This window comes from Microcoleus asticus IPMA8 (assembly GCF_013179805.1).
GTDB classification, from domain to species: Bacteria; Cyanobacteriota; Cyanobacteriia; order Cyanobacteriales; family Microcoleaceae; genus Microcoleus; species Microcoleus asticus.
Genome location: NZ_SRRZ01000051.1, coordinates 23,309 through 46,549 on the forward strand (window position 1 = coordinate 23,309; position 23,241 = coordinate 46,549).

General features: G+C 46.8%; 20 protein-coding genes. 11 read left to right on the forward strand and 9 right to left on the reverse strand.

The genetic code is table 11. The annotated features are described in order from the left end of the window. Positions 1–5: 5 nt before the first annotated feature. Positions 6–581, reverse strand: a complete 576-nt coding sequence (locus E5S67_RS15115) for a CPBP family glutamic-type intramembrane protease (protein ID WP_172188548.1) — start codon at positions 579–581, stop codon at positions 6–8. Positions 582–637: 56 nt separating this feature from the next. Between E5S67_RS15115 and E5S67_RS15120 the strand changes: the two genes are divergently transcribed. After that, positions 638–928 (forward strand): acylphosphatase, encoded by a 291-nt coding sequence (locus E5S67_RS15120; protein WP_172188550.1) that lies wholly within the window; start codon positions 638–640, stop codon positions 926–928. A 139-nt stretch (positions 929–1,067) separates the two neighbouring features. Here the strand turns inward: E5S67_RS15120 and E5S67_RS15125 are convergent, their stop codons facing one another. Continuing rightward, positions 1,068–1,709, reverse strand: a complete 642-nt coding sequence (locus E5S67_RS15125) for a phosphoribosylanthranilate isomerase (RefSeq protein WP_172188552.1) — start codon at positions 1,707–1,709, stop codon at positions 1,068–1,070. Between the two features lie 133 nt (positions 1,710–1,842). Here E5S67_RS15125 and psaK point away from each other — a divergent pair, with 133 nt between their 5' ends. From psaK to E5S67_RS15145, 4 genes are all read left to right on the forward strand, one after another. Further along, a complete protein-coding gene (psaK, locus tag E5S67_RS15130) occupies positions 1,843–2,127 on the forward strand; it encodes a photosystem I reaction center subunit PsaK (RefSeq protein ID WP_172188554.1) in 285 nt (94 codons plus the stop codon). 80 nt (positions 2,128–2,207) lie between these two features. Next, positions 2,208–3,404, forward strand: a complete 1,197-nt coding sequence (locus E5S67_RS15135) for a site-2 protease family protein (RefSeq protein ID WP_172188556.1) — start codon at positions 2,208–2,210, stop codon at positions 3,402–3,404. Between the two features lie 198 nt (positions 3,405–3,602). Then, entirely contained in the window at positions 3,603–5,579 is a 1,977-nt protein-coding gene (locus tag E5S67_RS15140; protein ID WP_172188558.1) for a CHASE2 domain-containing protein, read from the forward strand. A gap of 17 nt (positions 5,580–5,596) precedes the next feature. Then, positions 5,597–6,379, forward strand: a complete 783-nt coding sequence (locus tag E5S67_RS15145) for a DUF928 domain-containing protein (RefSeq protein WP_172188560.1) — start codon at positions 5,597–5,599, stop codon at positions 6,377–6,379. A 50-nt stretch (positions 6,380–6,429) separates the two neighbouring features. On the opposite strand, the gene E5S67_RS15150 is transcribed toward E5S67_RS15145, so the two are convergent. Further along, positions 6,430–7,209 carry a lipoate--protein ligase family protein gene (locus E5S67_RS15150; protein ID WP_246276799.1) on the reverse strand — a complete coding sequence of 260 codons (780 nt, stop codon included), beginning with the start codon at positions 7,207–7,209 and terminating at the stop codon, positions 6,430–6,432. A gap of 143 nt (positions 7,210–7,352) precedes the next feature. Between E5S67_RS15150 and E5S67_RS15155 the strand changes: the two genes are divergently transcribed. Then, positions 7,353–7,679, forward strand: a complete 327-nt coding sequence (locus E5S67_RS15155) for a thioredoxin family protein (protein WP_172188562.1) — start codon at positions 7,353–7,355, stop codon at positions 7,677–7,679. Positions 7,680–7,902: 223 nt separating this feature from the next. Then, positions 7,903–9,108, forward strand: a complete 1,206-nt coding sequence (locus E5S67_RS15160) for an LL-diaminopimelate aminotransferase (RefSeq protein ID WP_172188564.1) — start codon at positions 7,903–7,905, stop codon at positions 9,106–9,108. Between the two features lie 263 nt (positions 9,109–9,371). On the opposite strand, the gene E5S67_RS15165 is transcribed toward E5S67_RS15160, so the two are convergent. Together E5S67_RS15165 and surE are read right to left on the reverse strand one after the other, a co-directional pair. Beyond that, positions 9,372–9,770: a hypothetical protein gene (locus tag E5S67_RS15165; protein WP_172188566.1), complete on the reverse strand. Its 399-nt coding sequence runs from the start codon at positions 9,768–9,770 to the stop codon at positions 9,372–9,374. Between the two features lie 128 nt (positions 9,771–9,898). Continuing rightward, positions 9,899–10,705 carry a 5'/3'-nucleotidase SurE gene (gene surE / locus E5S67_RS15170; RefSeq protein WP_172188568.1) on the reverse strand — a complete coding sequence of 269 codons (807 nt, stop codon included), beginning with the start codon at positions 10,703–10,705 and terminating at the stop codon, positions 9,899–9,901. Between the two features lie 209 nt (positions 10,706–10,914). Here surE and pheS point away from each other — a divergent pair, with 209 nt between their 5' ends. After that, a complete protein-coding gene (gene pheS, locus E5S67_RS15175; protein WP_172188570.1) occupies positions 10,915–11,919 on the forward strand; it encodes a phenylalanine--tRNA ligase subunit alpha in 1,005 nt (334 codons plus the stop codon). Between the two features lie 239 nt (positions 11,920–12,158). On the opposite strand, the gene E5S67_RS15180 is transcribed toward pheS, so the two are convergent. Together E5S67_RS15180 and E5S67_RS15185 are read right to left on the reverse strand one after the other, a co-directional pair. Next, positions 12,159–12,608, reverse strand: coding sequence for a hypothetical protein (locus E5S67_RS15180; protein WP_172188572.1), 450 nt, complete (start codon positions 12,606–12,608; stop codon positions 12,159–12,161). Between the two features lie 677 nt (positions 12,609–13,285). Beyond that, positions 13,286–16,807, reverse strand: a complete 3,522-nt coding sequence (locus tag E5S67_RS15185) for a response regulator (protein WP_172188574.1) — start codon at positions 16,805–16,807, stop codon at positions 13,286–13,288. A gap of 993 nt (positions 16,808–17,800) precedes the next feature. Between E5S67_RS15185 and E5S67_RS15190 the strand changes: the two genes are divergently transcribed. The 3 genes from E5S67_RS15190 to E5S67_RS15200 all read left to right on the forward strand — a co-directional run bounded on the left by E5S67_RS15190 (position 17,801) and on the right by E5S67_RS15200 (position 20,056). Then, positions 17,801–18,088 carry a hypothetical protein gene (locus E5S67_RS15190; RefSeq protein WP_172188576.1) on the forward strand — a complete coding sequence of 96 codons (288 nt, stop codon included), beginning with the start codon at positions 17,801–17,803 and terminating at the stop codon, positions 18,086–18,088. 437 nt (positions 18,089–18,525) lie between these two features. Further along, entirely contained in the window at positions 18,526–19,149 is a 624-nt protein-coding gene (locus E5S67_RS15195) for a GNAT family N-acetyltransferase (protein WP_172188578.1), read from the forward strand. 201 nt (positions 19,150–19,350) lie between these two features. Further along, a protein-coding gene (locus tag E5S67_RS15200) for an IS1 family transposase (RefSeq protein ID WP_216670474.1) occupies positions 19,351–20,056 on the forward strand; the annotation gives its coding sequence in 2 pieces (ribosomal slippage) (positions 19,351–19,673 and positions 19,672–20,056; 708 coding nt in all). Positions 20,057–21,098: 1,042 nt separating this feature from the next. Here E5S67_RS15200 and E5S67_RS35015 read toward each other — a convergent pair. Beyond that, the gene (locus tag E5S67_RS35015; protein ID WP_479686967.1) at positions 21,099–21,584 is read right to left on the reverse strand and encodes a GTPase; all 486 of its coding nucleotides are present in this window, start codon (positions 21,582–21,584) and stop codon (positions 21,099–21,101) included. A gap of 16 nt (positions 21,585–21,600) precedes the next feature. Further along, positions 21,601–22,818 carry a GTPase HflX gene (gene hflX / locus E5S67_RS15205; protein ID WP_479686968.1) on the reverse strand — a complete coding sequence of 406 codons (1,218 nt, stop codon included), beginning with the start codon at positions 22,816–22,818 and terminating at the stop codon, positions 21,601–21,603. Between the last annotated feature and the right edge of the window lie 423 nt (positions 22,819–23,241).

The window sequence follows — 23,241 nt, forward strand, 5'->3', positions numbered from 1 at the left end:
TACATTTAACCATACAGCCTCCTGTAACCGCCCAGTAGCAGCAGCCAGGCTGTCACTGCCAGCCAGTGAACCGCCACCGCAGGCCAGATAGAACCGCTTTGCAGGTATGCGATGGAGCACGCAACTCCCAAAATTGCCGCCAGCAGCAAAAACACTGGATTCATAAAGGTCGATCGACCAACTGGGTAAAAAGTCAGCGCGTTCAGCGGGTGGTAAACTACAAAAACCGCCAAACTCGTGCATCCCCAAAACCACAGCATTAACCCAGAAGCATTCTCGAACGGGTGCGGCAGCATTAACACCCGGAACAATAATTCCTCGGTGATGCCCGGACTTAACAAACAGCCAAGAAGCACTCCCACAATTGTACGGCCAGAGGTTTGCACGTCTACTTTCAGAAATCCCGACCATAAACCCACCGAAAGAGCGATCGAAGTGTAAACCAGCGCGAGCATAGCTGCAACCAGCCAATCGGTGAAATCGGGAATAGTTGAAAAAGCCAGGGTGATGCGGCGTATCAGGAATCCCGGCAGCGCGTGAAGCAGAGCTATCCCGAAGGGAATCGCACTAAAATTTAACATAATCAAACTGATCCTTAAAATTTTCCAAGAGATGTTAACAGTAAGTTGACCCGTTTATGCAGAACCAATCATCGCAGCCCGTCAGAGTCCGTCTTTTTGTTTCGGGATTAGTTCAAGGAGTAGGATACCGATATTCAACGATGAATCAAGCAAAGTATTTCGGCCTCAGCGGCTGGGTGAGAAATCTCCCCGACGGCCGCGTCGAGGCTGTCTTTGAAGGCGATAAAAAAGCTGTTGAAGGAATGATTGACTGGTGCCGCGGCGGCCCCACCGGTGCTACGGTTAGTGAGTTGGTTTTGGAATACGAAGACCCGGAGGGCGATCGCACTTTTGAGATCCGCCGATAAAAGAATAAACGGCATAAACTGCGGTTGCAACCGCTACTATACAAACGAGGTCTGCCTTGTATAAGGCAGGCTTCGCTCACGCTGACTAAAGAATGAATCGCATAAAAATCGCGAATTTTGTATTGCCACTTATCAATGATTAGCAAGTTGACTTAATGAGAGCGAACAACTGAGCAACTTTGGTCAAATCTTTATCTCCTGGCGCTATTTCTACGCCGCTAGAAAGGTCAACACCGCTGAAGTTATTGCCGATCGCGCTATCAATTGCATTTAAAACATTATCCGCTGTTAAACCGCCCGCCAGCAGCCAAGGACACTGCGGTCTAAACTCTGATAACATCATCCAGTCGATCGTTTTTCCAGTACCGCCCAATTGCTCTGGATGGTAAGCATCTAGCAGTAAAGTATCGACACGAACAGCGTAAACAGCCGCAGTTTCTAGAGTTTCAGGAGCCTTAACTCTCAAAGCTTTGATAATTTCAATTCCCGGCAAAAACTCCCGCAGCCGATCGCAATATTCCGGCGTTTCATCTCCGTGTAACTGCACCCCGCTTAAATTTGACTCTGCAGCTACTTGACAGATGTTTTTTATTGTGGTGTTCGCAAAAACTCCGATGCGATCGACATTTTCCGGCAATTGCTCGACAATGACACGAATAGTTTCTGGGCTGACATAGCGGGGGGAAGCCGGCACGCAGATAAACCCCAAAGCCTGTGCTCCCAAGCGGGCGATCGCAATTCCTTGGTCTAATTTAGTGATTCCGCAAATTTTAACCCGCACTCTTCCTCCTCGGTTCCGAATTTGTATCAAAATATCAACGAATTGTTAACTATTAAAACAAATCTTAGTTTAATGCAAACCGCTTTTTATAATCTTGGAAATCAATTTATCTGTGAAATCAGGAGATAAAAACATGATGGACTCATCTTTGCTGTTAGCCGTACAATCTACCGTTCCCTCAACGCCGGAGTGGTCGCCACTGGTAGGACTGACAATGATTTTATGCAATTTGCTGGCGATCGCGATCGGCTACTACGGCATCTCCAAGCAAAACCGAGGCAAGGGCCCAGCTTTACCCGTTCAAGTGCCTGGAATGTTCAAAGGCTTCGGCATACCAGAATTGCTGGCAACAGCCAGCTTCGGCCACTTGCTCGGAGCCGGAGTAATCTTGGGCTTAGGTAACGCCGGAGTTCTGTAAAAATCAGGGGAAAGGCAAAGGCAAGGGGTAGAAAAGATATAATAGAAACTCTTTCTTGCTCTCCTTTCCCAGGAAAATTCATGCAGACAGGTTGGCGAATCGGCTCTTTATTTGGCATCCCCCTACTTATAGATTACTCGTGGTTTATAATTTTAGCCTTAGCAACCCGCGAATACGCTAGCAGTTACCGCCTGTGGGGACCTGCGCTCTCCTGGAGTGCGGGGTTGGCAATAGCTCTGCTGCTGTTTGCTTCCGTACTCTTGCACGAACTAGGACACAGTTTGGCTGCCATATCGCAAGGCATTAAAGTTAATTCTATTACCCTATTTTTATTTGGCGGAGTAGCTTCGATCGACTCAGAATCAAAAACTCCCGGTCAAGCTTTTCAAGTAGCCATGGCAGGCCCTTTCGTCAGCTTTGCGCTGTTTTTAATCCTCGGTTTGGGTTCTCAAGTTCTTCCCCCGAAAAGTTTGCTAGCAATTGTCACCGAAAGGGTAGCACTAATCAATCTCGTTTTGGGATTATTTAACTTAATTCCCGGTCTGCCTTTGGATGGAGGACAAGTTTTAAAAGCAGCTATTTGGAAAATCACCGGCTCTCGATTTGTCGGCGTTCGCTGGGCGGCAAAAACAGGACAAGTTTTAGGTTGGCTGGGCGTTGCCTTGGGTCTGAGTTTATGCTTGTTAGCGCGCGATTACGACGGTTTGTGGATTGCGCTGATCGGCTGGTTTGGCATTCGCAATGCCACTGCTTATAGCCGATTTACTTCACTGCAAGAAGCCCTGCTCAAAATTAAAGCCAGCGATGCGATGAGTCGCGAGTTTCGAGTTGTAGATGCAGATTTGACTCTGCGAGAATTTGCCGATCGATATTTGTTAGAAGTCAATCCGTTTCCATTTTACATTGCTGCCACCAACGGCCGGGATTTGGGCTTAGTGTCGATCGACGATATCCGCTTCACTGAACGCAGTCAGTGGCAACTTCAGACTTTGCACAAAATTTTGAAACCCCTGGAAAAAATCCCCACAGTCTCCGAAAAAGCATCCATCGCAGAAGTAATTAACAACATGGAAGCCCGTCAACTTTCCCGAATCATCGTCCTCTCGCCGATTGGTTCAGTAGCAGGGACGATCGATCGGGGTGACGTGGTTAAAGTTTTGGCAAAATACCTCAAACCGCAGATTTCAATCGCCGACATCAAGCGCAGCAAAGAAGAAAACAGTTATCCGCAGGGATTGCAGTTAAGTGCGATCGCCAAAACCGCACAAGAAAACTAAAAATTTGGCATTAGTCAAACAATTTGGGATTTGGGATTTGGGATTTGGGATTAAAAGAAGAAGAACCCCCGGATTCATCTGTGCAGACCATGTAAAATCCAATTCCACGATCTCAAATCAAAAATCCCAAATTGTTTGATTGGATAAGTTAAGAGGGGGTGCATTTTTTCAAGGAAATTTGAAAAAATAATTATCAATATGCCCAAATTTTTGCATCAATTTAATCATAAATTGAAGGATAGAGGCTGGAGTTGGAAAAACTTAACTCATTCCTTCCCCTTCCCTGACTTGCAACCTCTTGCTATTATCTGGATTGTCGTGACGGGAACTCTATTGGGAGTGCGGCATTTAGGCGGGTTGCAGCCACTAGAATTAAATGCTTTCGACCTCATGGTGCAGTTGCGCCCCGATCCAGATGCTGACCCCAGGTTACTGGTAGTAACAATCACAGATCGGGACATTAATACTATTAAAAAATGGCCAATTTCAGATCGGACTTTAGCAAAAGCGATCGCCGAAATAGCGCGTCTTGAACCCACAGCTATTGGCATAGATATAATTCGCGCGACTCCCTACGAACCGGGGAATGCAGAATTAGCAACTCAACTGAAAAACCCCAAAGTATTTCCCATTACCTTCATCGGCAACTCAGAGTACGATCGAGCTCCGCCACCTCCCAACATACCAAAAGAACGGATAGGAATTAACGATTTAGTCCTCGATCCTGATGGTAAAGTGCGTCGAAATTTGATGTTTGCTGGCGATGGTAAAACCACACATACTTCATTTTCAATGCGGCTAGCTTTTGCCTATTTGGATAGCCAAAAAATAGCTTCTAAATTGACAGAAAAACAAGAAATTCAGGCTAATAAAACAGTATTTTCTAAATTGCGCTCTAACTCAGGAGGTTATCAAAACATTAATGCCCAAGGCTATCAAGTCTTACTCAATTACCGCTCTGCTGAAAATATAGCAAAGACAGTGACACTAACTCAAGTTTTGGAGCAAAAAGTCGATCCTAAATTGGTGAAGGGTAAAATAGTCCTAATAGGCGTTACAGCCATAAGTGTCAACGATTTATATTTCACCCCTTACAGCGCTACTGCAAGCGGAAACCAGCCGATGCCTGGGGTATTAATTCACGCAACGGCCACCAGCCAAATTCTGAGTGCAGTTTTAGACGGCAAAGGGCTATTTTGGTATTGGGACGAATGGCAAGAAATTCTCTGGATCGCTGTTTGGAGTGCAGTGGGCGGCTGTTTAGCTTGGCGGCTAGAAAAATCGCTGAGTTTGATGGGAAGTGCGATCGCAGCTTGCGGCTCATTATTCGGATTCACCTTTTTCCTATTCATGCAACAGGGGTGGATACCTCTAATTCCCCCTGCTCTGGCACTTTTAATCACCGCAGCAGTTGCAGTCACCTATAAGTACGAGCAGTCGAGGCAACAGGAAGGGATTGTGATGAAATTATTAGGACAACAAACTTCACCGGCGATCGCAAATGCCCTGTGGAAAGAGCGCGTCCATCTGCTCGAATCAGGGTTATTGCCAGGGCAAAAAGTTACTGCTACCATCATCCTCACCGACTTGCAGGGTTTTAGTACAATCTCCGAAAAACTACCGCCAGAAGTGGTAATGAGTTGGTTAAATGAGTATTTATCAGCAATGGCCCAAGAAGTCCAAGCACATCAAGGCGTGATTAATAAATTTACCGGAGATGGAATGCTGGCAGTATTTGGCGTACCCATTCCGCGCACCACTCCAGAAGAAATTGCGGAAGATGCTCGCCTCGCCGTATCTTGCGCTTTAGCCATCAGTTCCTGCTTGCCACAAATGAATCAAAATTGGAGCGATCGCGGTTTACCGGCCGTAAAAATGCGAGTAGGCATCTTTACAGGGCCTGTTATGGTGGGTAGTCTGGGAGGCGCAACCCGTTTAGAATATGGAGTGATCGGCGACAGCGTAAATATTGCCTCTCGGCTCGAAAGCTGTGAAAAAGATCGGCAAGAGGACACTTGCCGGATATTGATTGCAGAAGAAACCTTACTGCATCTGGCAGACAAATTTGAGGTAGAATCTTGGGGAGCTTTGCTTTTAAAAGGCAGGGAGCAAAAAGTTAATGTCTACCGGATTTTGGGAAGGAAAAATAAAGAAAAAGAGAGAATCTATCCCTAAAAAATCATGGATTTCATATGAAAAAAACTACTAAGTTTCTCATCACTCTGACATCTGTTGGCTCAATAGTATTGATAGCAACACTTAATGCTTCCCAATTAGCAGTTGTGGGACAGCCGACTCCAAACAACGTAGATGGCGGGCCACCCACTCGATCGGGAGGGCCGCGCTTCGTTCAGCCCCGTGAAGATATCGATCGCCCGCCCACTCGATTGGGGGGCCCTGTGCGCGGTGGCTGCGGGAGCATTAGTCAGCTACGTCTCACAGCCTTAGTGCCTAAAAATAAGATCGGACGAACTGTTTCCGACTATCCAACATTCTTGTTCTACTTGCCTCAAACAGATGCGAAATTAGCCGAATTTATCCTACAAGATCAAAGCGGCAACCAAATTTATAAACAGGATGTCACAATTAGCAATTTATCAGGAGTGATCGGCGTTAGTATCCCCGCTAACACAAATGTGCCGCCCTTGGAAGTAGGCAAAAGTTACCGTTGGAATTTTACAGTGATTTGCGACGCTCAAGACCGATCGAGCGATCAGATCGAGAGCGGTGTTGTACGGCGAGTTGAACTCAGTGCAGATATCCGCAGTCAATTAGAGAAGGCCGATGCGCGCCAGAAAACGGTTATTTATGCTGAAAATGGGATTTGGCAAGATGCCCTCAGCACCCTAGCTGCCGCTCGCCGCGTTAATCCTAACGATGCAGAATTAGCTGCTGATTGGGAAAGCTTGCTGGATTCAGTGACATGGGGCGAGATTGCCAAAGAGCCGATCGTTGAAATTGAGCAGCAGCCATAGATGAGTTTTCCGATTTGAGATTGGCGATTTTAGCGAGATACCCGACTTCTTCAAGAAGTTAGGTATCTAGTATCTAATATATTTTCCTTCTTCCTTCTTGCTTCAAAATATGCTATATCCTGCCATTCCCGATCCGAAAGCGGCTGCACTTCCAAATCAATTTCCAAACAGCGACAAGCGGCCGCACTCAAAACATCAATTACAGTTGCAATCAAATCATTCCCATCTGAAGATAGAGGTAATTTCACAGGAATTAATTCCTCCCCAAACACTTGAGAAAACAATTTAACATCTGGCTGCAAACGCATCGAACCGTGCTGCAAAATAGCATCACCCCGTCGCAATTGCGCGCTACCAATTAATTTGTGGCCATCAAGTGTAACTAAATCCGCACCCGTCGCAGTACCAAAACAATTCGGATTGTGAATATAACCCCTTCCAGCTTCCCCGTAGTGCAAATCCAAACCCATCGCCCTCCAACCCTCAATCAAAAACTCGCAAATAGTCTGATAAGCATTCATACGGCTGCTTCCAAATCCCGACGCCACAACTGCATAAGTTAAATCCCCTTGGTGCAACACGGCGCGGCCGCCGCTGGGCCTCCTCACCAACTCCACAGGCATTCCCCGCCAAGACAACTGCTGCCAAAACTCCGGCCACCTGCGCTGGTGGTAGCCCAAGGAAATCGCCGCCGGTTGCCAAGTGTAAAATCGCAGAGTTGGGGGATTTTTGCCCGCTAGATGCTGTTCCAGTAGCCATTGGTCGATCGCCATCTGCACGCTACCAGACGCCGACAACAGTGGAATTAAACGCCATACAGAATTAGCCATCAGTTCCCACTCCTGAGTTCGCACTCAATAATTCGCAGAATGTTTTAAAATTAGTAACAGTTTTTTGGACCTGTCTTGTCAGTTGGTACAAGTTTTACCGAGCCGGTGCTTTAGAAATAAATACAAAAAATAATCGCAGAACCATGAGCAACAGTGTAATTGTCATTAACGACGAAAAATTTGAAACAGAAGTCCTGAAAGCTGAGCAACCAGTGCTTGCATATTTTTGGGCTAGTTGGTGCGGGCCTTGCAAACTGATCGCGCCTTCGGTAGACTGGGTGGCGGCTAACTACAGCGATCGGCTGAAAGTGGTTAAAATGGAAATTGACCCCAATCCTAATACTGTCAAGCAGTATAAAGTAGAAGGAGTCCCAGCTCTCAGGCTGTTTAAAAATGCCGAAGTAGTGCTCTCTCACGAGGGAGCTATTACTAAACAAACTTTGATCGGTTTGCTCGACGCTCACTTATAAAGTTTGGAAATGATTGGGGAGTTTCCAACTCCCAACTCACAATTATAGCAATCGCAATTTTTTTTACATCTCTCTTTTTTCCTCAATGTTTCTCTCTGACTCTGTGCCATCTGCGCTCTCTGTGGTTATTAAAAAGACATTCACAAAGCAAATAAAACTGCTATAAAAAAAATAATAATCAATATAAAAAGATTCCTTAAAATCCCAAAAAGTTACAAAAAATATGCAATTTGCCAAACGTTTAGAGCCACTGCAATTTAATGTATTTGCCGATATGGATCGGGCAAAAGCTCAAGCTAGAGCAGCGGGGCAGAATGTGATTGACTTGTCTCTGGGTTCTTCGGATTTGCCGGCCGCTGCTCATATTACAGATGCGATCGCACATTCTTTGTCGGACTCCAGCACCCACGGCTATTTGCTCTTTAACGGGACAAGAGCTTTCCGGGAAGCCGCAGCTATTTGGTACGAGAAAAAATTTGGGATTTCAGTAAATCCAGAAACCGAAGTGCTGCCGTTAATTGGTTCCCAAGAAGGCACGGCGCACCTGCCTTTAGCTGTACTCAACCCTGGAGATTTTGCTTTGCTGCTAGATCCGGGCTATCCTTCCCACGCGGGCGGCGTGCATTTAGCGGGCGGTCAAATTTATCCGATGCCGATATTAGCAGAAAATGCGTTTTTGCCGATATTTGAAGATATTCCGACAGCAGTGCTGGCTCAGTCGAAGATGATGGTTTTGAGCTATCCTCACAATCCTACAACTGCGATCGCACCTGTTGCTTTTTTTGAGAAAGCCGTGGCTTTTTGTCGCGAACACCGGCTAGTTTTAGTTCACGATTTCCCTTATGTGGATTTGGTATTTGACGATCGCAATTTTGGACTTGAGGCGACTGGGAGCGAGGAAAACCGCAAATTTATGGCGCCGTCAATTTTTCAGGCCGATCGATATAAGACTGTGGCGATCGAGTTTTTTACACTATCCAAATCGTACAGTATGGGAGGTTTTCGAGTCGGATACGCGATCGGCAATTCCGAACTAATTGCAGCGCTGCGACAGGTAAAAGCCGCAGTGGACTTCAACCAATACCGAGGGATTTTGAACGGAGCGATCGCAGCTTTAACAGGCCCTCAAGATACCGTCAGAACAAGCGTAGAAACCTTCAGAAAACGGCGGGATGCCTTTGTAAACGCGCTGCTGGACATCGGCTGGCAAGTCCCCGTACCCCCTGCCACCATGTACGTCTGGGCGAAACTGCCGGAACCTTGGGCCCAAGATTCCGTGAAATTTTGCACTCAGCTAGTACAGAGTACAGGAGTCGCAGCTTCCCCCGGTGCCGGTTTCGGGAAATCAGGAGAAGGCTACGTGCGATTTGCCTTAGTCGAGTCGCCAGCAATTTTGGAAGCAGCAGTTAGAAAAATTGCTGAGTTTTAAAATTGAGCGATGTAATCTGTGTCAACTTAAGCCGAAACACCGTTCTAATACTTAGGTACACCGGACTTGAGCTTTGAGGCAGGGGTTTAACCCCTGCCTGAGTGGGGGGGTTTGGGCGTTTTTGGCGACACACTTTCGGCATGGCGCCTAAGTCCTTACCCGCAGCTCAAGATTGGTTGGTGCAATTGCTAAAATATTGTGATTTATACCTAAAGGAATAGATATTTGCACGGAGTATCTGTCAAAATTTCAGTTAAGAAATGTTAACGCGAGGCATCTTGAGAATTGTCAGTTCCGCTCACCCACTCTAAAAATCCTTGAAATGAATTCTGTCGGGGCAGCGATTGTTCCGTAGCGGCGATCGCACATCCCAAAAATACCATACTCCCCAAAATTGCAATCAGCGGAAAATGCTTGCCCAGCCCAAAATCGCGCTGAATGCGAGCTAGCGGCCTGCTCTCGCGCCTGAGCATCTTTCCCACCGTCAGTTGTTTGAGACAAAAAGGATCGCGCACAAAATGACCGCTCCAGCTAATTACTAAATGAGAATGGCAGTGAGGACAAGTGAATAGTCCGCTAACCATCCCGACTGGGCCTACGACGCTGGAACGGTTGCATATCGGGCAAGTGACAGAATGAGTGTTATAGGTGGGAGCGTTCATAACTGTTTTTCTTGAGTAAAAAAAAACCAACAACTAATAGGGAGCCTGTGTTAACGCCTAAGGTATAGACCTGAAGAGGCACTTTTCCTTAATTCCTAGTTTACCGCTCGGATCGGGTCGATCGCAGCTCATTGCTTTGGAAAACCTTCAAATTGCCAATCCCGCAACGAGTGCAAGTCGGGAGTACAGGTGAGATTGTATTGCAACGGAGTAACCGTTATTCTGTTGTCGCGAATAGCTTGTACGTCTGTAGGAATATCATGCGACAGCGCCGAATCGGGGATTTCTTCTATATCTTCTAACAATTCCCCAGCTAGCCAATAATAAGTTTTGCCGCGCGGATCGGTGCGCTTTTGAAATATGTCGAAATAGCGGCGAATGCCTTGACGGGCGATCGCAACTCCGGTAATTTCTGCTTGTGTGACTGCTGGTATGTTGACATTCAACAGCACCGGTTTCGGCATTGGCTGTTTTTCCAACTGTGCCAGCAAGGTGACAGCGAAATCCACCGCCGGCCCAAATTCCTGCGAAGTAAAGCTCGCGAGGCTGAAAGCAATGCTGGGAATGCCTTCCATAATTCCTTCCATTGCTGCAGAAACCGTACCCGAACAGATGATGTCCGTGCCTAAATTGGGCCCGTGGTTGACGCCGGAAAGGACAAAATCCGGCGGTTTGTCAAGTAAAGCCCACAAAGCGAGTTTCACGCAGTCGGCGGGAGTACCCGAACAAGCCCAAGCTTTGACTGCGGGATCAAAAATAGATTCGACAATTTCGGCGCGGATGGGTTGGTGCAGGGTGAGGCCGTGGCCGGTAGCGGATCGCTCTCTGTCGGGACAAACTACGCTCACGTCGTGACCGGCAGCGGCGAGAGCGTTGGCGAGGCTGCGGATGCCTTGTGCAAAGATGCCGTCGTCGTTGCTAATTAAAAGTTTCATTGAAATTTTTATAGGCCTTATAACAATACTAAACTAGATTCAACTAGGGCGATCGCTCTAATATCCAATTACCTATTACGAATTATCCGTAAATACCGAAAATCTAAAATCTAAAATCAACAAGACTGTCGAGCCAAAATTGCGCTAAACTCAACTTGGCCCAAAACTGCCATCAATCTAAAATCTAAAATCTAAAATCTAAAATCAAAATGACTGTCCAGCTAAGCGACATTGAAACTCAACTAGAAACCCTCAGCCAAGAGTCCAAAAGTGCGATCGCCACTGCCAATACCCTCGAACAACTCGAACAGTTGCGCGTCGGCTACCTCGGCAAAAAAGGCCAACTCTCTCAAATTTTAGGCATGATGGGTAAACTGTCGCCAGACCAGCGGCCCAAAGTAGGTGCGATCGCCAATACTGTAAAAGAAGCCCTGCAAGCCAATTTAGAAGACAAGCGCGCCACCCTCCAAACAGCCCAAATTCAAGCCAAATTAGCCTCAGAAACCATCGATGTCACCATGCCGGGGATTTTTCGCCCCCAAGGCCGCGTTCACCCCTTAAACGCCGTCATAGACCGCGCTCTCGATATCTTTGTCGGCCTCGGATACACCGTCGCCAACGGCCCGGAAATGGAAACAGATTATTACAACTTCGAGGCGCTGAACACCCCGCCCGACCACCCAGCGCGGGATATGCAAGATACATTTTACTTGCCCGGAGGTGACTTGCTGCGGACTCAGACATCATCGGTGCAAATTCGCTACATGGAACAGCACAAACCGCCGATTCGGATTGTCTCTCCCGGCCGCGTTTACCGCCGCGATACTGTTGATGCTACTCACGCGGCAGTCTTTCACCAAATTGAACTTTTAGCAATTGATGAAGGTCTGACATTTACTGACTTGAAAGGCACAATTAAAGAGTTTTTGCGGCAAATGTTCGGGCAAGATTTGCCGATTCGTTTCCGCACCAGTTACTTTCCGTTTACGGAACCTTCTGCCGAAGTAGATTTGCAGTGGAACGGCAAATGGCTGGAAGTTTTGGGCTGCGGAACTGTCGATCCTAACGTTCTTAAAGGAGTCGGTTTAGATCCAGAAAAATATACTGGGTTTGCGGCCGGTTTTGGTGTCGAGCGGTTCGCAATGGTACTTTATGAAATCGACGACATTCGCCGGGTTTATGCTAGCGACTTGCGCTTTTTGCGGCAATTTTAAAGCATGGTTTGGGGTCGGTTCTACAAACCCTCTAGAGATTTTGCTTAAGCTACATCAATTTTTCAGTTTCAAGTAAGCAGACAAGAGCGACAAAACCATAAGATATGGTGGGCGGGTGAGTGCAAGTAACTCTTGCTATCCGACTTCTTGCAGGTCAAAACCCGCCCCCTCACATCAGTTTATTCATGCCCGCTTACTTAAGTAGACAAGGCCTTTGCACTTACCTACTTATTTATTTTCTAATTGCTAAAAACATCCTTGATGCTGTCAACAGCGCGCTCTACAGCATTCTTGGTATTATCTACTGCTTCCTGAGTCCGAGCTGAATCTTCCGATGCTCTTTTCTCAATTGTGGCCGCATCTTTCTTAGCTTTGCGCTCTACGACACTACCATCCTCCGATGCTCGATCGACTTTAGCAGCATTTGTCTTGGCAGTTTCCTTAACCTTCTCTTCTGTATCTCGGATGAAGTTCTTGGCTCGTCCAGCATCTTTGCTGGCTTTTTCTTGAACCTTATCGCCCGCATCTGGATCTGCTGCCATCGAGTTTACAGCAGGAGAGGCCATTGCTGCGGTGTTCGAGAAAAACGCACCAGACCACACGAAGGCCATCGCTGACACGCAAAGCACAGTTGCAGCCATCCAGCGCCCTAAAGTCGAAAGCCGTGTTGTAAAAGAATTCAGTTTCATACAATACACAATGAGATATGACATTCTATTTCTAACCGATCAGAGCGCTCGGCTGAACCGTTCTCTAGAGAGAGGTTATCCGCCGACCAACCGTTAAAAAATTTCCCTCTTTTGATAGATGGACGCAAGGAATGTCAGTCAATTTTAGATTTTAGATTTTAGATTTTAGATTTTAGACTTTACTCTACAACCGCCATTTGGAATCTTGAACTTTGGTGAGCCGATTAAAGATTAAAGATTAAAGATTAAACAATTGATATCAAATCTATTAGAAGCGGAATTATTCATATATCTCTTCTCTGCATCTGCCCTCATCTGCGTCAATCCCTTGTCATCAGCGGTTCGAGAAATTATATTTTTTTAACCGCAAATGAGGGCAGATAAACACAGATTAACGCAGATGAATTAGATCGAGTCCGGTTGCAGCGTCCGTAATTGTTGACTGTTGACTGTTGACTGGATTTTACCAAAACGATGCTGCCGGATTTGATACAGCGCTTTGCATCTAAATGGAGTACACCCCTCCCCAACCCTCCCAGAAGTTCGATGAGGGCGCTCGATAGGGCGGGTGGGGTGAATGTACTTCACTTAGTTGAAATCTGCTGTGTTTACGAATAGGTTGTTTCCGAGATTGTGTGTGGGATGTCAATATATAATACTTAACCAACAACTAATAACTAATCACAATTCAGGAGAAAAGTCAATACTGTTTCATCGATTCCCTTTAGTTTCAAGGGCTTATATTTAACAATTCGATTTTCCTCAACATAATCTGCAACCGCAGCCGAAATTAGCACAGTGTTTGGTTGCGCCACCTCTTGCAGGCGGGCGGCAATATTCACGCTCGGCCCGATCGCAGTATAATCCGATCGGTCGGGGCCGCCAAACATCCCCACCACGGCAGTACCCTGGTGAATGCCGCAGCGAAACCGCACCGGAAGCACCCCATTGTCCCCAACAATTCCCTGCTCCAACCAGCCCTTGTTAAGCTCCTTCAGAGCTTGCAGCATTTGGCCAGCAGCAGCTACAGCGCGGCGTACTTGCTCGTTAGGCGTTAGTTCCTCGGGCGCGCCAAAGAAAGCCATTACCGCATCTCCGACAAACTTGTCCACCGTACCGCCGCTGTCAAAAACAGCCTTAGTCATTGCCGCCAAATATTCATTCAAAAGCTCAGCTACCCGGCGCGAGCGCAGCGTATTTGACATTTCCGTAAAACCGACAATATCGCTAAACAGAATAGTAATCAATCGCGGTTCCGGGCGCAAATCCAAGGCCAAATCTCCAGCCGCTGCGGCCTTCACCATCGACGGCGGCAAAAATCGGCGCAGCACCGACTCAGTTAAATAACTGTTCAACTGCTGCACTCGGCGCTCGTTTTGTTTGAGGGCGAGCAAATTCCGCACTTCCGCCAACAATTCGCGATCGTTAAAAGGCTTGGACAAATAAGCATCAGCACCCCGTTCTACTCCTTCAATTCGAGTATCCTCGTCGGCTTTAGCAGTCAGCAAAATTGCCGGAGTTCCCTGCAATTCCTCATCCTCTCGAATCATCCGAATCAAATCCAAGCCCGAGATCAAAGGCATCATCAAATCCGTTATAATTAAATTGGGGTGGCGTTTTTTTGCCACGGCAAATCCTTCTTCTCCGTTGCGGGCGAGCAAAACTGCAAAGCCGGAATCTCGCAAAATTGCTGACACATAAAAGCGCAAATCGGGATTGTCGTCAACCACCAAAACCGTTCCCACTGCTGTTTCCGATCTAACCGGTTCGAGCGCCTCAAAGTTATAATTTTCTGCCTCACTTTCCGACAAATCCGCCTCCACATCTGCAAGTTCCACCGCAGCTTTGGATGAGTGAAACTCCGCAGGTATTTCTAGTACCTGTTCCGGGGGCAAGTGAGTCGAACCGAAGTGCAGCCAAACGGTAAAAGTAGTACCTTCGCCGTAAACTGACTCAACGGAAACTTGACCGCCGTGGAGTTCGACTAATTCTTTGACAAGTGCCAAACCTAAACCGCTGCCTTCGTAGGAACGGCTAGCAGAACCTTCGGCTTGGTGAAAGCGCTCGAATAAATAGGGAATTTGTTCGGTGCGAATGCCGATACCGGTGTCTTTTACTTGCAACAAGCAGTGAGCGCCGGCTGATTCAACTTTCAAGGTGATATTTCCGCCTTCTGGGGTGAATTTGACAGCATTAGATAGCAGGTTGTAAATAACTTTGTCAAATCTTTCAAGGTCCAAATAAAGTAAAGGACATTCTTGCAGTTGGGTAATTAAGTGGAGTCCTTTTTTCTCGCAGTAGGCGCGAAATGACTCTGCGGTAGAGTAACAGAAACCGACCAAATCGCAGGGGCGAAAACTCGGCTGCATCCGTCCGGCATCGAGCCGCTGCAAGTCCAGCAGTTGATTTACCAAGCGCAGGAGGCGGCGGGAATTGCGCAAAGCGATTACTGCTTGTTCGTAGGGCAAGTCTTCTTGGCGCCTGCAAGCTGATTCCAGAGGGCCGATAGTTAGAGTTAGAGGCGTGCGGAACTCGTGGGAAATATTTTGGAAAAACTCGGTTTTGAGCCGATCGGCTTCCAGAAGCCTTTCTGCCTGCTGTCTGGTAGTCTGGTAGAGGCGCGATTGCTGCACGGCCAGAGCAGCTTGAGTTGCCACTATTTGAGCCAGGTCAATGTCTGAGTTGTTCCAGCGGCGGATGCTTCGATTTTGGCGCAGGGAAATGCTGCCGATGATGTTGCCTTCTGAGAGCAAGGGAACGACTAACAGGGCGCGGGCTGGCGATCGAACTTGCAGTTCTGTAACATTTAATTCGGGGTGTTCGTGGAGGTCTTCGATCGCCACCGGCTCTTTTGATACCATAACTTCCAGCAACACCGGATTGCCCCGAATCGGCACCAAAGACTGGGGTAGGGAAGGATGGGCAAAAACCCAGCCGCGAGCTTTATTAGCAGCATCTGCAGAGCTCGTCTCATGGCCAAGAGGGTTCGCAACTACATCTGGATCGTTAAAACCCTGTTCTACAGTCACGGTATCTCTCTTTGCGTCGTATAGCCCTACGCATTGGACGTATTCATCATCTTCTGTCCACAGAGATAGGGCGCAGCCGTCAACTTGCAAAGCTTGGCCAAGCTGTTGAGTAATGGCTGCAAAAATATTTTGGGGATCAAGACTCGATCGAATTGCCGTAGTAATAGTATTGACTAAGGCTTCGCGCTTAGCCAGCGCCCGCACCTGTTCGTAAGCCCTGGCTTGAGAAAGCGCCAAAGCCGCTTGGTCTGCCACCGTAATTACCAACTGTACCTCGTGGTCTTGCCACTGGCGCGGTCGATCGAACTTGTGCAGCGCCAAGACTGCCATCAGTTCGACTTTGTAAAACAGCGGTACGATCAAGCTCGATCGAATATTCGCAGCTTGGTAAGCCTGCTTTCGCTGTTGATTATCCCAGTTTAAAACTCTATCGTCAGTTTGGGCATCTTGAATCACCTCTACATCCCGAGTTTCCCAAACCAAATTCGGCAGCAAATCCGGGGATAGTTCGGCGGCAGAAGCGTCTGCGGGCGTGACTTCCTCATCGCCGTCCAACCCTTGAGTTTCGGCCTTCTGGTAAACGAACCACTCATCCGCCACCCGGCCGTCTTGGAACGGCCGCAGCAGACAGCAACTCACCTCAAACATCTGCCCGACGCTTTCCACAATTCTTTGCAGCATTTGCTGGTAATTGGGAGCCGATCGGATAGTATTGGTAACCGCATACAGCAGCGATTCTTGGCTCAAAGCCCTGCGCAGTTCATTGGTGCGCGTTTTCAGAAGATTGTGAGTCTCAACAGCTTGACTGACAAGAGTTATGAGTTCTTGAGCATCCCAAGGCTTGGTAACGTATTTGAATACTTTGCCAGCGTTAATAGCTTCAACTAAATCTTCAACATCCGTATAGCCAGTTAAAATAATTCGGATCACGTCGGGGTATTGAGCCGCCGTCAGGCTGAGAAACTCCGTACCGCTCATTTTTGGCATTCGCTGGTCGGAGATAATCACCGCAACTTCTCCCTGTTTTGCCAAAATTTCGAGGGCAGCGGGGCCAGATTCGGCTCTGAGCACTTTGTAGTCTCGATGGAAGGTGCGGTAAAGCAAGTCGAGGTTATCCGGTTCGTCATCGACGATCAGGATTTTTAGCTTAGGATTTTCTTGGGAATTCATGCACCGTTCTCCTGTGCCCCGGGGCAGTTCGATTTAATAAGTCTGATGAAAGGAAGAATTCACCGATTTCAATTGCTCAAGTCATACCATTTTCGATTTTCGATTTTCGATTGGTAATGACTGATGAAATAAGAGTTGGGAGTTTGCCGACAGTGCCATTATTTTGGGAAAATGGTATCACAATAATTCGTAAACCTGAAGTTTTTGTGAGTGTGCCGAGGCAAGCATCAACCTTGATTTTTGATGTCTGGGTTTTTAATTCGGAATTCTTCTGAGCCACAGTTATCTATCGTGCACCCCAATTTTATTATTTAATGATATTCACATAAACTCCTCTCCCAAAAAGTTTTTTGAACCCCTTAAATCTATGCAGCACGAGAGCCAACACGAATCGGGCACTTTTAACTGCCGTCTGGATATCTTAGAATACATAGGAATAACCGTCCTGATTGTGAGTTGATTTGCCAAATTGATGTTTTATTCTGGCTCCTGGGCCTGTTTTATTTGGTATGTGAAAGCTGCCCGCAGCACGATACAATAGACAACCAACATCTTCGCCTGTGTTTTTCCGCACAGGTAACAGCAACTTTAACACTCAGCCAAGGATACAGGTCGCAATCCGGCGCCAAGCCCCTGACTGATATTCGGGGGTGGTCCACAGACAACAGAGCCGTCTGTGGGAGTGACGCAATTGCTGTACCATTTTAGTTAGACTTGCACTTTTTTTCCCGATCGCGGCATTTTTTGTGCCTCCTGCAGACCTTCGACAAGCCAATTACTGCGGCGAAACACCGCAAGCCAGAGCATCCATCTGTTAATCTTAGCTAGGGATGTACTCTGTGGAAACCGGTCAGTCGATTTAGATTTTAGATTTACTCCACAGATGAATCGGGGAGCTTGAACTAGGGTCTAAAATTTTGATCTCTCCACGACGAGTGTCGGGGGGTTGTATCGGTTTTTGGGCGGGGTCAATCAGCTCGATCGAGGTTTTGAATGTCTCGATCGCGCGCAGCGCAGAGTATCGCAGCACAATATCGAGCCGACGGGGGAAAACCCCCGCAGACTGTTTCCCGGCATCCAAATTTAAATTGGACCGTTGGGAGAGTACCCCCTGCCGCAACAGGCATCGGTCGGTTCGATCGGGGACGCGCGATCGATTGCCCAGAACTGCTGAAAGCTGGGTTGCCAGGCCGGGGGCCGGCGGTGAACATCCGACGCGCGATCGCGCCCGGTTTTAGTCTAGCCAGTCGTGGAGTTTTTCAATTACCCCTTGAGGGATAAATTATATTCGATCGGGTATTTCCGCAAGCAAAGAGGGGTAGAATTCCGGGAACCTGACCTTAAAACCTTTTTGATTGTTTTTTATACCTTTCCCGCTAAGCTGTCGCGCATTTAATTGGTAAGCTAGTGTTTACTTAAACTCTTGTGGCCTGGGTTCTCCTGCCAGCGATCGAGCTTCAATTTAAATGCCAAGTAGCCGATCCACAAATCTAGTATTAGGGGAGAGCTTTTATTTGGTCATAACTAGAGTTTGAAACCATAAAAAATTCCCATTTACATCATAAGACTACTTAAAGTCAAGCAAAAAGAATGTAATTTAATCTTGCTAATAAACCATGCCTATAAGTTACGTTATAAGATCAGTATAACATCAGTGAACTTTCTAAGAGGGCAGCTTAGAAACCCGCGTAGAAAAATTAATATAGTGGCCTGGCATTGTGAATCCTTCCTTTTTTTCCTCACCCTCTCACGAACAACAAACTCCCGGACTTTCTGGTTTTTCGATCCGGGTGGCTGCGCCGAACGACTTGACGCAGCTAGCTGATATTTTGGCCATGAGCTTTCACTCCCGCCAGGGGTTTGTAGAATGGGTGTATCCGGTGTTGCGTTTGGGCATTTATGAAGATTTAAAAAATCGACTGCGTTCTAAGGCAGAACATTACATTTGTCTGGTTGCTGAGCTAGTCTCGCGCGAGGAGGGAACCCAGAATTATAGATCGCACCGAGATCAGCGCATGGCAGGAACAGTAGAAATGGCTCTGCGTTCTCGCTTTCCTTGGCAAATCCCGAGTTCTGAGTATCCTTATTTGTCGAATTTAGCCGTTCACCCGGAGTACCGGCGGCAGGGAGTTGCTCAACAATTGCTCAGCAACTGCGAGGAGACAGCCAGAGAATGGGGATTTTCTGAGATTTACCTCCACGTTCTGGAAAATAATCACGCGGCGCGACAGTTGTACTATCAAGCCGGCTATCAGTTGCAACAGGTGGATTGGAATTGGACTTGTTGGCTGTTCGGCCAGCCGCGCCGGCTGTTTTTACGCAAGCAGATTTTGCTCTCATAAGCTAAGTATTTGAATTGATCGTAGGGAATTGGGACGAACCAGGAAAAAGGAAAAAACAGCTATCCGTGCATCTGTGACTTCCGCATCGTGAATTAAGGGAATTGGTAATAGGGAATTGCGACGTAAAAGGAAGAAGTATTGACTTATATACGAGAAAATTATGGCGTTGCTGAGTTAGAGTATGAATAGGAGGGATAATTTATGCACTGCCCAGAATGTAAATCAACCCATATCCGTAAAAACGGCAAGAAGAAAGGAAAACAAAATCACATTTGTGTCCAATGTGGTCGTCAATTCATTAATCAGTATGAACTCCATCGAGGTTATAGCGAGAGCATCAAACGTGATTGCCTAAAAATGTACGTCAATGGTATGGGTTTACGGGCGATAGAACGAGTTAAGGGAGTTCATCATACCACGGTAATAAATTGGGTAAAACAAGTCGGAAAACTGTTACCAGATGTTTATGACCCTGAAGTCATTCCAGAAGTTGGTGAACTCGATGAATTACAAACTTATGTAAAAAAAAACAGACAAAATCTGGTTGCCGACGGCGGTTGACCACTTTCAACCAGGAATTTTAGGATGGGTATTAGGAGATCGTAGTTCCGACGAGACGTTTGAATCGTTGTGGAACAGGGTAAGTGCCTGGAAATGCTATTTTTATGTCACGGATGGATGGCCAGTCTATCCGATGTTTATTCCTGATGAAGATCACATCATCAGCAAGACTTATATGACACGAGTAGAAGGGGAAAATACGAGGTTGAGACATTATCTGGCAAGGCTACATCGCAAGACTCTTTGTTATTCTAAGTGCGCGGAAATGCTCAGGCACTCTATTAAATTATTAATACATTACCTAAAATTTCAGGATGTTCCCGTTCCGGCAGTATTCATACCTTGATTCAGCAACGCCAAAATCTTTAAGCCCAGAGGCTGTCTCCTACCCAGAGACACCTATAAAGCCAAACCTCAGCTAGCGTAGAGATTCTGCAATAACTCACTCACAGAAATTGGATTTTATATCTCCTGGGTTTTAGCAGGCAGTTTATCTGGGAAAAGTGGAGAGGTCATTGGTACATTATATCGCTTAGGGTTGCATTTTATCGTTGCCATTGGCAGCAATCATGGTGCCAGAGGAGAGATCGCGCCTGGAGAACGAGTACGTTATAATAGCTGGAAACCTTACCAACAACAGCTATCACATCGTCAAGCCGAGCTCCGAGTTCTGAGAAAAATTATTTTTGGGAAACGCTATCGGCTGAGATACTACCCAATTCCCTTCATGCCATACTACCGATCGAACTGGTGAAAACTGTTGGTATATTATGACTAATCTTGAGGGAAGATTTACCTCAAAGTTGCTCGATTTTATAGTGTGAGAGATCGGATTGAGTATGGCTTTAAGCAAGCCAATAACGAGTTAGGGGATGGGTCGATAATCGTGGCAGGCATTATCCGAGCAGAGAACGGTGGTGGAAAATCATTTTGAGTGTTTACTTATTAGTATAGTAAGAATTCACGCCAACTATTTCGAGAATGATGATGAGTTAGCTCGGGATTCAACCAATAAATTGACTCTTTCATCTCAGTTTATTCTCCAATTTCAGCAAGATAGTTGTTGGTGGTAGAATGCTAACACATATAAATGTACGATGAATAATTTAAAATAAATCATTCAACCGTACATTTTTGTTATTTAATTTGTCCCTGCTTAGAAGGATTTAAGCTGACAAGTCTGGGACTAAAATTGTGCCAATTAATCCATTATTTGAATTAGTTTCGGACTCTTCTTAATGAACCAGTAGTTATGGATTTGGTTGCTGCGAGGGTCTTATATTCTCCCCCAAGTGACAAAAGAGGGATTAAATATGCGATTTAGATGCACAACAGCTTAATAGTCGCATTAGCAAATTCAAATTTATAGTCAACACGATCGCTCTCTTCTACTGTTCTACAAGTGCTGGAGATAAAACGCCGTCGTCCATAAATTGCAGCAATCGCTGCCTTAAAGTATCTAAACCCAAGCTTTGAGTGGCTGAAATAAATACAGCTTCGGGATATTCTTGCTGGGCTAAAGCTAGAGTTTCGCTATCGACCCGATCCATCTTATTAAAGGCAATCATAGCTTTCCCTGGAAGGGCAGGCATTTCTTCTAACACGTCCATCACTGAACGGATATGGCTTTGCCAAGCTGGATGGGAAAGATCGACGACATGAAGCAGCGCATCTGCCTCAGTAACTTCCTCTAGTGTGGCTCGGAACGCATCCATTAGCGGTGGCGGGAGTTCGTGAATAAACCCAACCGTGTCTGTCAGAAGAACCGATCGCCGTTCCTGGGTTTGCGGATCTGTAATGACAATTTTTCGCGTCGTCGGGTCGAGGGTGGCAAACAGGCGATCGGCTGTGTAAACTTCGGCATGAGTCAACACATTTAACAGGGTGGATTTACCCGCATTGGTATAACCTAACTAATGCAATAGAGGGGATTTCTTGCTGCTGTCGTTGTTGCCGTAAGCGGGCGCGATGTGCCTGTAGTTGGTTCACGGATTGCTGGAGTTGCGCGATTCGCCGCTGAATGACTCGTCGCTCAGTCTCTAGTTTGGTTTCACCAGGGCCTCGCGTCCCAATTCCAGCTCCTAGTCTTGACATCGCCTGACCTCGACCCCGGAGCCGAGGTAGCATATACTCCAATTGCGCCAGTTCCACTTGCAATTTACCGGCCTGGGATTGAGCACGTTGAGCGAAGATATCGAGAATGACTTGAGTCCGGTCTACTACTTCGATTCCAATCTGGCTTTCCAAGTTTCGCGCTTGAGAGGGAGAGATATCTCGGTCAAAGACAATGAGATTGGCTCCAAGCTGATGAGCCAACAGCGCAATTTCTTCTACTTTGCCCTGACCGACGACAGTTTGAGGATGGGGATGCGATCGCTTTTGCTGCACCGTCTCCACTACCTCTGCTCCCGCGCTCTCAACTAACCGGACGAGTTCGTCTAGTCCATCTTGAAACCGTTGGGCAGTAAGATCCTCGGTCATTAACCCAACCAGCAGAACGCGATCACCCTCAGTCTCTATTGGTTGCAATTGAGGAGTTTCAAAGCCTGCTTCTTCAAACTCCCTTTCCCATCCATCAACTAACTCGTCGAAGTCTTGCTCAGTCAGGTCATCCAAACTGAGGGGAGGAGAAACGAGGCAAGGCGTGTCTAAATCGGGTACGAGGTGAGCTAGATAAGCTTCTTTGACATAGCCACTAGCGCTGTCATCTCGTCTTTGGGTTCCATTGCTGTTGGGGATTAACACCACCAAAGCATCTAAGCGTTGCTGTGCCATTGCCATCAGTGCCGCAGCATCAGGTGTCTCTCCTTTGAGTTGAGTGGCAACGCAACGGATTCCACTCAAGTGCCCAGCGCCCTGTTGAGGCAGCTCTTGCGGCGGAATTTGAGTCTGTTGCGGCGTACCTACCGCGACTCGGACTACCTGCCCGCGTCGATTGATGTAGCTGCATACTGGCTGATGAATTTCTGTACTAATGGCTGCTAGCTTCTGAGCAAATTCGGGGGCGATCGAGCGATCGCTTGGCTGCCGCTGCTCGGAAAGCTGCTGTAATTGTTTGATGTGACTCGGTTGTAATCCTTTAAGATTGCCGTAAATATTTTCGCTCATATTCCTCAGAAAACTTGCGTCTGAATCCGTTGACTCTATATGTTTCTATATGTTATTTGTCTTCTCTTTAGATCCTATCTTTCCTCGGGAGTAACTAGGCTATGAATCGACAAGTTGCTGTTTATGAGAAGAAACCATGAGAATCATGTGAAGGTTCTAATAGAGGCATCCCAAATCTTAATAATCAATAAAAAAATACTCGTCTTCCACTTAGAGATTTTCCGGCTCAATCAGCCCCATCTCTGGATAGAAGCACAGTCATTTTAAGCATTTTGCCAGAAAGTCTTCTATTACTAGAATTTTCCGACTTTTTTCCAACCCTTTCCCTATTTACTGTAGTTTAGACTAAAAAATGAGCGCAGCTAAAAGTAGCCACCTTTGAATGTCAGGCAAGCTGTTGCTCAAAAACTCAAAAAGTAGAAG